This is a genomic window from Flavobacterium tructae (genome assembly GCF_002217475.1).
Classification (GTDB): Bacteria; Bacteroidota; Bacteroidia; order Flavobacteriales; family Flavobacteriaceae; genus Flavobacterium; species Flavobacterium tructae.
In genome coordinates this window covers 708,407-718,322 of the sequence record NZ_MUHH01000017.1, presented here as the reverse complement: position 1 = coordinate 718,322, position 9,916 = coordinate 708,407, and the positions used below count along the sequence as shown (strand labels likewise).

Here is a 9,916-nt window from a genome sequence, read left to right as displayed (position 1 = left end):
ACTTAACACAAATTTAATAAAAAAAAGCTTATCAAGTCAATAAATGCGTTGATTATTAAGTAGTTACAAAATAAAAGCAATTAAAAAACACAACTTACTGATTATCAATAAATTACATGCGTTTAAGGATTTTATTTGTATGAAAAAATTAAATTAGAGCTCCTAAAATCATTAAAAAAACAAAAAAACAAGACAAAATACATCCTGTTTTTAGTTTTATTCAAGAAAGAGAATATTGCGTTTTAAGCCATCAAATTTGGTTCTTTTGATAGGGGAATTTTTAAAAACTAACCGAAAAGTTTCCTCGGTAATTTCGATCCAATCCTTTTTAGAAAAGGAAAGTAATTCCGGATTGGGATTGAATAAAGGTTCGGAATGCGGCTTTGAGAATCGATTCCACGGACAAACATCCTGACAGGTATCACAGCCAAACATCCATTCATCAAACTTTCCCTTCATTTCATGAGGTATGTTTTCTTTGAGTTCGATAGTGTAATACGAAATGCATTTGCTGCCGTCGACTACATGAGGGGCCACTATTGCCTGTGTGGGACAGGCATCAATACAAGCAGTACACGACCCACAATGATCTGTTGTAGCGTGATCGTACTCTAAATCTAAATCCAGAATAAGTTCGGCAATGAAATAAAAAGATCCTACTTTTTGAGTCAGCAGGTTACCGCTTTTACCAATCCAGCCCAGTCCGCTTTTTGCTGCCCAGGCTCGATCTAAAACGGGTGCCGAATCTACAAAAGCACGGCCTGATACTTCTCCTATATTTTCCTGAATCGAGTGTAAAAATTCTTTTAATTTTTCTTTAATCACAAAATGATAATCCTGACCGTAGGCATATTTCGAAATTTTAAAGCTTTCGTCGGTCTGGGTTTCTGTTGGGTAGTAATTTAATAAAAGTGACACTACACTCTTGGCATCATCTACTAATAAAGTAGGATCCAGACGTTTGTCAAAATAATTCTCCATATACCCCATCTGCCCATGATGGTTGTTGTTTAACCATTTTTCAAGACGCGGTGCCTCCTCTTCCAGAAATCCCGCTTTGGATATTCCGCAAGAAAGAAAACCGAGCCTTTTGGCTTCAGCTTTTATAAATTTTGAATAGGTCTCTTTAGAATTGATTGTCATCTTTTAGAGAATAAAACTTCTATTCCAACAGGTTTTAAAGTAATTAACGGATTGAATTGAACAATATCAGTCTCCGATTTAATTACGTATTTTTTTACAACATGAGCCACAGTAAGGCACATTTCATAGATCGCAAATCCCGCTCCGATACACATTCTTGGTCCGGCTCCGAAAGGATAAAAATATTGCATCGAGTGTTTCTTTTGTTCCCCAAGAAAACGCTCCGGGATAAACTCTTCGGGATTTTCCCAGTATTTAGGATTTCGATGCAACTCATAAAAAGAAACTCCAATTAAAGTTCCTTTTTTTAAATGATACGGTCCAATAGTATCGTCTTCAACATTTTGCCGGTCTGTAATCCAGGCTGGCGGATACAGGCGCATCGCTTCATTGATAACGGCATTCAAATAGGTCATCTTTTGCAATTGTTCTGTTACATTCTCTGTTTGTGCTTCGATTTCCAGAATTTCATCCAACACTTTCTGCTGTATCTCCGGATTTCTTCCCAAAAGGTATAGTGTAAAAGTTAAGGCGTTGGCACTAGTTTCATGTCCGGCAATAAAAAGAATTTTAATTTCATCGATCAGTTGTTTAACTGACATTCCTTCACCGGTATCTTCGTAACGTGTTTCTAAAAGCAGCTGAAGCAAATCGTTTACGGGCTCTCCAGAAGTGGTTCGCTCGTCGATAATTTCCTGAATGATTCGGTTGTTCTCTTCGGCCAGTTCCAAATGTTTTGCCACCTGACCACTCACCGAAAACCACCATGCTTTATGGGGAAGCCGAATTTCTTTGATCAAAAAATTCTGAACTTCTTCGATGATGTATTTGATCCGATTTAATTTCTCTTCCGAAATCGAAAGATGAAACAGTGACTTCGCCACTACATTAAATGCGAGCTGACTCATAACCGGAAAGAGATCAATTCGCTTTTCTTCCTCCAATTCCTTTAATTCTGAAACGATTGTCTCATTCATATTCTCAACCAGCTGATTCATTTTCTGTTTATGAAACGCGGGCTGAATGAGTCGTCTTTGTTTCAGCCAAAAATCACCGTCAACGGTCAAAAGTCCTTTTCCCAAGTATTTTGAAAGATAAACGGACTGAAATTTAGATTTGTGATAGTTCCTTTGATTTTTCTGCAAAATATGCTGGGCAATCTCATTATCACGCGATAAAATCAAGTGTTTCGAACGTCCTATCTGAAGTGAAAAAGAATCCCCAAACTGATCAAAATATCTTTTATGATAAGGAATAGGGTTTCTGCGCACTCCTTCGGCATCTAAAAAGAACCTTACGATCGAAAGCTTGTTCGGGTACTTGTATTTTTTATTTTCAGACATGTTTAACAGGATTAAAACAATCCGCCCTGAATGTTGGTGTTTATTTTTCCTAAATGTTTGTAGGCCTTATCCGTAACCTCACGTCCGCGTGGTGTACGCATAATAAAACCTTCCTGAATCAAAAAGGGTTCGTAGACTTCTTCAATGGTTTCACTGCTTTCTGATACAGCAGTTGCCAAAGTCGAAAGTCCTACGGGGCCACCTTTGAATTTATTAATAATGGTCAGTAAAATTTTATTATCCATTTCATCCAGTCCATGCGCGTCTACATTTAGTGCTTTTAAGGCATAACGCGCAATTTCGATGTCGATGGTTCCATTTCCTTTTATTTGTGCAAAATCGCGAACTCTTCTCAATAATGCATTGGCAATACGAGGTGTTCCACGGCTTCTACCGGCTATTTCGATAGCGGCATCCAATGAAATTGGCATTTTAAGTATAGAAGAACTTCTTTCTACAATGGTGGTCAAAAGTTCAGTAGTGTAGTATTGCAAACGGGATGAGATTCCAAAACGAGCTCTCATCGGAGCTGTCAGTAATCCGGAACGTGTTGTAGCTCCTATCAGCGTAAAAGGATTCAGATTGATTTGTACCGTTCTGGCATTTGGTCCGGATTCAATCATAATATCGATTTTGAAATCCTCCATAGCCGAGTACAAATATTCTTCGACAATAGGGCTCAAACGGTGAATCTCATCAATGAATAAAACGTCTCTTTCGTCAAGATTGGTCAATAAACCTGCCAAATCTCCCGGTTTATCCAAAACAGGGCCTGAAGTAATTTTGATCCCCACTTCAAGCTCATTGGCCAGAATGTTCGCCAAAGTAGTTTTACCCAATCCCGGAGGCCCGTGAAAAAGAGCGTGATCAAGTGCTTCACCACGCTGATTAGCGGCAGCAACGAAAATCTTTAGGTTCTCTAAAACCTGATCTTGTCCTGCAAAATCATCAAATGACAGTGGACGCAATCTTTTTTCAAGATCTAATTCTTCCGGATTGTACCCTTTTGTAGTGGGATCTAAGTTTTCATTCATTTTACAAAGATAGACAAAGAAATTAGTTTGTAAAACAGTTCTATTTCAAATAACAAATTCCAAGTTTCAAGTTTCAAGTTTCAAGTTTCAGGTTTCAGGTTTCAGGTTTCAAGTTTCAAGTTCTAAATCATTCCTTTGCCGGACTAATGACGAACACCTCTTCGTTATCCGCCATTTGAATTCCGATACTCTTTTTAGGAAATGTTTTTTAAGAAGTCTAAGAGCTTTACTTCCCTCTTAATGATTCTTACCAGCATTACTCCAAAAAACAGTAAAAAACCAAATCCGCTGACAAGGATATATAGATAAAACCCTTTGGAGAAATTTTCTTTAAAAACGGGCAAAAGCAAGATAAATCCGGCGATATAAGTCAGGTAAATTATGGGCGTAAAAATGTAATGTATTTTTTTTCTCCATTGATAAAACCGTTGAGCCTGCTTGCTGTATTCGATTAAGGGAACGTCTGTTTTTAAATTCTCAAATTTTCTTGCGCTACTCCACTCCAGAGCGATACGAACCATCAGCATGGTAATCATAATTCCCAATCCGAAACTGAATACAGTTTGTTTATAGGCTCCTACCCAAATGTAATAGGCGATGAGTATGATTGCCGTCAGACTCAGAATTATTCTGGTCCAAAGATGATTGCGTTTTATTTTTTTAGTATGTGCTTCGGCCTTTTCAATGACATCGTTGGCGGCTGGTTTTATATTAGATGCTGCTTGCTGATCCCAAATGTTTTGTAAATCTTCAAATGTTTTCATTTTGTACACATTGCGTTAAACTTTTTTTAATTCGATGAATTCTAACCCGAAGTGTTTCTTCAGTGATTCCGATTACTTCTGATATTTCGGGATATTCGATACCATCTAAGATCATCAGAATGATCATTTTATTGGTTTCTTCGAGCTTTTGTATGCACTGATACATTTGCTGAAGCTGTTCTTCTTTTTCATCCGAATAAGTTTCCGAAGCAACCTTAGGCAGTATATCAGTTCGAACTTCTTTTCTTGCGGATGATTTTCGCAAATAAAGAAGACAGGTATTAACGGTGATCCTGTAAATCCAGGTACTGATGCTTGATTCATTCCGAAAGGTATCTAAATGCTCCCAAACCTTGATGAAAACTTCCTGAGCTGCATCAGAAGCCAATGCAATATCTCCACAAAAATAACCTTTGCACAAACGAAACACTTTATTATAATGTTTGTTATAGATCTCGTTAAATTGTTCTTTTTTATTCACCTTAACGTATTTCTGATTTTACTTTTTCCATGAACCACTCCGGTTGATCGTACATTACAAAATGTGCCGAATTTGCTGCATAATAAATTTTAACCGACGGCATATTTTCATATTGTGCTTTATAGGTATTTTGTACGGTAGCAAGATCGGGATTTGTGGCCGCTAAAATTACTACCGGGATTTTAATTTTGGCAATTTCTTTACGCAAATCTAAATTAAGCATATCGATATAACCGTACACATAAGTTTTCCTGTCGGCCACACTCATCCATTCGTTGATTGTTTTTTGCTTTTCTTTGTTGAGACACATGTAAGACGTTGCCTGAGAATTCATCGCATTGAAAGCTTTTTGATCCATTCCCAACATCATTTTGCTTTGCGGATTGTCATAAGGAATGACTTCTCCTTTGTAGTTCGGAATCATTAAAGCAGCACTTGCTGGTAAAGCATCAACGATGATTACTTTTTTGAACAGATTAGTTTCTTCGGCAGCCAGCCACAAACTTAGAGTTCCTCCTAAACTGTGCCCCATTAATGTGGCTTTCTTTAGTTTTTTGGTCTTTACATAAGAGACAACCTGATTTTTTATTGTAGACAACCAAGGGCCTTCAATTGGAGGAACATTTCCAAACCCGGCAAAAGTAAAAATGTGGCATTCGTAATTTTTAGAAAGTTCGGCTACAGTTTCGTTCCAAACTTCTCCTGTACAGCCAAAACCCGGAAATAATAAAACAGGTGCTCCTTTTCCTTTTACGTCGACCTTAAAAGCGGTTTGCGAAAAAACAGATTTTGAGATAAGAAGCATTAATGCGATCAGTAAAATTGATTTAGTTTTCATAATGTTATTTTTTAAAGTTTCTCTTTTGATGCAGTGCTATACTATTTGTTACCTCAAAAAATACTTTTTTTTAAAAATAAATTAGAATCCCATAATCTGCGGTACTTCACGCGTGCTTTTGTTGCGTAAAAAAACGGAACAATGCAGCTATTTTAGTTATTTAATCTCTTTCAGAATACTCTCGGCTATTTTATTATAGTCATTGTTGTAATGATGTGACCCGGGCAAAGCAATAGTTTTGATTCCGGCTTCTGAGAAACGATTGCGGGTTGCGGCGTCTTCTTCATCTCCAAAAAAACAAATTGGATTATAGGACTTGATTTTTTTTATTTCGGAAATCACATCAAAAGTGTCCTTCGAACTTTCCATACTCAGCATGTCTGCAATATGAATTTCAAAATCAGCTTTTACATCCGGAGACAACAAATACAATCCTTTTAATTTTTCTTTTAGGGGTGCCGGAAAATTACCTGCTACAAACGGAATTACAGAAGCACCAAATGAATAACCGGCAAGTATGAATGTTTTTCGATTCCATTGCTGTAAATAATGTTCAACTGCTTTAGCAATTGCATTCGAAGTCTCGACAGGAGTTTTTGCATTCCAAAAATATTTCTGCGAATCCAATCCTATTACGGCAATTCCTTTCTCTGCCAAAGTTTCCCCGACAGATTGATCAAAACTGGTCCATCCTCCATCACCTGAAATTAAAAAAGCGACAGGCAAAGATTCCTCTTTACTTTTTGTCGGAATTAAGATTAAAGGCATTTCAAAAGGCAAAGGTGCAAGGTGCTGTTCTTTCAGCAAAAGGTTTTGTTCTGATTTCTGCTGACTATAATTTGGGGTATTCAAAATCTCCCTGAAGGCAGCTGTGAATTGTGGCAGCCAGTTTTTAGTAACCGAAAAACCATGTCCCACTTTGGGCAGTGTGATTAGTTTTCCCTGCTTCATGCCTTCCATGTATTTTTTGGTGTTGGCATAATTACAAACCTGATCGGTGATTCCTTGCAAGACGATAAAAGGAGCCGATAATTTTTCGGTTTTTTCCAGAAAATAAGCTTTTCCTTCTTTCAGGACATGTGAAGTCAGTCCGGAACCATCACATAAAGTCCTGTCAGTTTCTATATCGGGACAAAACCCTAAAGCAATGGCTCCGCTAAAAGTATTCGCGGGAGCCTGAGCCAGCATACCGTAGATCAAGGTTGCTCCCGAAGAATATCCAGCCAATATTGGCTTTAGATATTGCTTCATCTTTATCTTTTTTTGCAACATCAGACTAAGCTCTTCAAAGTCTCCGGCAGGATAATAACATTTGGATTTTTCTTTTTTGATTTCCTTAAAATAATGCTGAATATCAATCCCCGCAACCACAGCTCCCTGGTCAACAATGTTTTTAGCCATATCGACGACACCGCTGTTCCATCCGCCATCACCTGACACAAACAAAACAACCGCTGTTGGTGTTATTTTAGGCTTGTATATCATAATTTTTCCAAATGCTCCAACCCTTAAAGTATCCGTTGTTTCGGCATAAACATTAGTCCCAAAAATAAAAACCGACAGAAGAAGTGTTATAATTTTGTTCATCTTGATTGTTTTTTAACATTACGAAATCTTAAATTATGGTTTTACTACTTTATTTAAAACTAACGGTGCCTGTAGTAAATCGTAATCATGCGTGTACACTAAGTATTTGTTGTACCAAACTGGAGAGAATTTTTCTTTAAAATCACGCAATCCTTTATAATGTGAAAAATACTTAATTCTTTCATACGCAAACTTCATTGACTTTTCCGGAAAGGTGTCCGGGTCTTCAATTCCACTCATAGCAGCTAATCCTAAATTGACTGACGTACAGCCCTGAGTTTTCAAATAAGCAAAAAGTTCCAAAAGGATAAAATCGATGATCCCATTTGGTGCATCATTGGTTTTCCGAATCAAATCGTATGTTCCTTCTCCTTTAGCATAATCCGGAATCACATTTAAAAAAGCCACAATTTTCTCTTCAGCATTTTCAACTGTTATGATGGTTTGCTGCTTGAGTTCTTCCCAATCAAATTTACCTTGCGAAAAAACGATTTCAGTTCTTCCGGTACCTGCAAGCCATTCATCACTTACCGCTTTAACTTTTTGCAGTAATCCATCCTTAACCGGTGCCGTATGAATGGTAGTCTTAAAACCCTTTTCTTTGACTTTGCTTATCGCATTACGCAATGATTTTTTGGCACCTCCTTCCATCGTAAATACCGATAAATCCACAACAGCTTCCTGTCCTATAAACAGATTCTTTTTGTGTAATGAGGCAAAGAGTTCTAAATTTTCTTCAGGAACACGATAATAAATACTTCGCAAGCCATTCTCATAACAATACTCGTCAAACTCGACAATACACTGTTTAAATTCATCCTCCGACGCTGCTACGGGGTTTTCTAAAACCACCGCAAAACTATCCGCTACACGATAAGCTAAAAAAGACTTTTTACTTTTTGCTATAAAAATATTTTTATCGTCATACGTTTTAAAATAGTCTAAAGCAGAAGTTCCATACAGACTCCGAAGATCTTTAGCAGATAAAAAATCATCTTCTATTGCTTCCTTTTTTATGGTATAGGGACGGATTAAGGCAAAAATCAAAAAGCCGATGGATAAAAAACCACTAATGTTGATGGAAAGTAAAAAGCGCCTTGCAAATCTGTCAAGAGGAACCAAATCAGAACTCCCTACCAAAAAGTAATTCTGAAAGCCATATCTAATAGATTGTTGCCAATGAAAATCGATACCAAAATGTTTCTTATCCAAAAAGTAGAATCCCAGAATGCTGTATATTAAAACAGCTGCCATAGTGATTAAAACTGTTTTTAATCCGATACTCTGCAGGTGCGCATTACTCTTAATATAATATTCTTTTCTGGTAATAATTAAACTGATAAAAACAACCAAAGCGATTACTGCTTCTTCATAATCAATCGCCTTTGTAAGGTGTCCAATTACAGAAATACCACTTAAGAAAATGGCAGACCACCACGCATTTCGCAAACCTTTGAGCATAAATGTCGCATTTACTAACATGAATAAACCTGCGGTTATCACAAAATCATTTGATGCTTTAATCGCCGACACGGGAATAATGTTTCTCAGGATGTGCAATCGTTCTGAAATCGCCGGGGTTAGTACAGACACTATATTTATTAACCCCAAAACAAAAAGTAAAAATGAAGGCACAACCCGCATCAATAAGGTATTCGCATTAAACAAAAAGAGGAATGCCCCTGCAACTAATGGAATCCAAAATTCGAAGAAACGATACAAAAAAGTGATGGCGATAGCACTAACATTATCAAACCCGAATTGTATTAATATAAAACTCATTGAGATTTCTATAGCTCCTAACCCCCGCAAAAAAGGAGAAACGATTAAAAAAATAACCGAAACAATATACCCTATTATAGCGGCAGGCAATGACGGCTCAAATCCCAAAGCGATCATCGCAATATACAAATGTGCTATTCCCGCAAACTCGATGAGCACGGAATAAAAAACAACTTGCAGAAAATTCTTTTTTAAGATTCTGTTTTGCTGTAAATCATCCAAAAAGACAACTGCAGAAGGAAGAAGTTTTATAATGAGACGGTACAGAGGCCCTTTTTTTACTATCGAATCATAAATCAGAAAAAGAAATAGAGCCAAGATCACAACCGCTCCCAAGGCATATCCTTCACCAGATCCCGCAGTTCCCTCCAATAAAGAGTAAATTAACGCCGGTATTGCCACAATAATAACCGAGAGTATCCCGACAAAACCATAAACTACGGAAGCAAAATGAATTTGAGTTGGTTTTACACCACTCTTTTCGATGGATTTTGTAAAAAAAGCTAAAGAAGAAATTCCACCCGCCGGCAAAAAAACGCTTACAAAATTTCGTTTGAGAAATAAAATAATGGCCTGTTTAAAAGATATCCCGCTTTGAACAGCTTTAAAAGAGGCAAAATACATTAACGCCTGAAGTGATACATACAAGAAAGCAAGAGCTATTCCACACGAAACCCAAAAAAAGCTGGCATTGGTAATTACAGTATTAACTTCTACTAATTCCGAACGTTCGTGTTTGATAAACCAGATTCCGATTCCGATAAAAAAAATAGTAAATACAAACTGCCTGATAATTTTATCATTCTCACGTAAATAAGAGACTCCCTTTCTGTCTTTAAAAAAACTAAAAATTGTATTGGAAATCACTTGTGTCTTCATATTATCACCGAATAATTTACTTATGAAAAATGAAACCTGTTTCTATATAAATATACAATAATTAT

At 36.9% G+C, this 9,916-nt stretch carries 8 protein-coding genes; all 8 read right to left on the bottom strand.

Annotated elements, in window-relative coordinates; all coding sequences use genetic code 11:
* Positions 1-216: 216 nt before the first annotated feature.
* The 8 genes from queG to mprF all read right to left on the bottom strand — a co-directional run bounded on the left by queG (position 217) and on the right by mprF (position 9,851).
* On the bottom strand, positions 217-1,143 hold the full coding sequence (queG, locus tag B0A80_RS08015) for a tRNA epoxyqueuosine(34) reductase QueG (protein ID WP_017498169.1): 927 nt from the start codon (positions 1,141-1,143) through the stop codon (positions 217-219).
* Positions 1,140-2,486 carry a cytochrome P450 gene (locus tag B0A80_RS08010; protein ID WP_089076945.1) on the bottom strand — a complete coding sequence of 449 codons (1,347 nt, stop codon included), beginning with the start codon at positions 2,484-2,486 and terminating at the stop codon, positions 1,140-1,142. The genes queG and B0A80_RS08010 overlap by 4 nt, the downstream gene beginning before the upstream one ends.
* Before the next feature lie 11 nt (positions 2,487-2,497).
* Positions 2,498-3,520, bottom strand: coding sequence for a Holliday junction branch migration DNA helicase RuvB (gene ruvB, locus B0A80_RS08005; protein ID WP_017498167.1), 1,023 nt, complete (start codon positions 3,518-3,520; stop codon positions 2,498-2,500).
* Between the two features lie 194 nt (positions 3,521-3,714).
* Complete coding sequence (locus B0A80_RS08000; RefSeq protein WP_089076944.1) at positions 3,715-4,284, bottom strand: hypothetical protein; 570 nt, start codon at positions 4,282-4,284, stop codon at positions 3,715-3,717.
* Positions 4,271-4,765: an RNA polymerase sigma factor gene (locus tag B0A80_RS07995; protein WP_070905778.1), complete on the bottom strand. Its 495-nt coding sequence runs from the start codon at positions 4,763-4,765 to the stop codon at positions 4,271-4,273. Before B0A80_RS07995 ends, B0A80_RS08000 begins: the two co-directional genes overlap by 14 nt.
* 1 nt (position 4,766) lies before the next feature.
* A complete protein-coding gene (locus tag B0A80_RS07990; RefSeq protein WP_089076943.1) occupies positions 4,767-5,603 on the bottom strand; it encodes an alpha/beta fold hydrolase in 837 nt (278 codons plus the stop codon).
* A gap of 156 nt (positions 5,604-5,759) precedes the next feature.
* Positions 5,760-7,190 (bottom strand): AcvB/VirJ family lysyl-phosphatidylglycerol hydrolase, encoded by a 1,431-nt coding sequence (locus B0A80_RS07985; protein WP_089076942.1) that lies wholly within the window; start codon positions 7,188-7,190, stop codon positions 5,760-5,762.
* A 33-nt stretch (positions 7,191-7,223) separates the two neighbouring features.
* Positions 7,224-9,851, bottom strand: a complete 2,628-nt coding sequence (gene mprF, locus B0A80_RS07980; protein ID WP_089076941.1) for a bifunctional lysylphosphatidylglycerol flippase/synthetase MprF — start codon at positions 9,849-9,851, stop codon at positions 7,224-7,226.
* Positions 9,852-9,916 lie beyond the last annotated feature (65 nt).

What these genes read in the sequence shown, in the direction of transcription:
- queG (WP_017498169.1), bottom strand. Translation starts at nt 1,143, where the DNA reads ATGACAATCAATTCTAAAGAGACCTATTCAAAATTTATAAAAGCTGAA.
- B0A80_RS08010 (WP_089076945.1), bottom strand. Translation starts at nt 2,486, where the DNA reads ATGTCTGAAAATAAAAAATACAAGTACCCGAACAAGCTTTCGATCGTA.
- ruvB (WP_017498167.1), bottom strand. Translation starts at nt 3,520, where the DNA reads ATGAATGAAAACTTAGATCCCACTACAAAAGGGTACAATCCGGAAGAA.
- B0A80_RS08000 (WP_089076944.1), bottom strand. Translation starts at nt 4,284, where the DNA reads ATGAAAACATTTGAAGATTTACAAAACATTTGGGATCAGCAAGCAGCA.
- B0A80_RS07990 (WP_089076943.1), bottom strand. Translation starts at nt 5,603, where the DNA reads ATGAAAACTAAATCAATTTTACTGATCGCATTAATGCTTCTTATCTCA.
- B0A80_RS07985 (WP_089076942.1), bottom strand. Translation starts at nt 7,190, where the DNA reads ATGAACAAAATTATAACACTTCTTCTGTCGGTTTTTATTTTTGGGACT.
- mprF (WP_089076941.1), bottom strand. Translation starts at nt 9,851, where the DNA reads ATGAAGACACAAGTGATTTCCAATACAATTTTTAGTTTTTTTAAAGAC.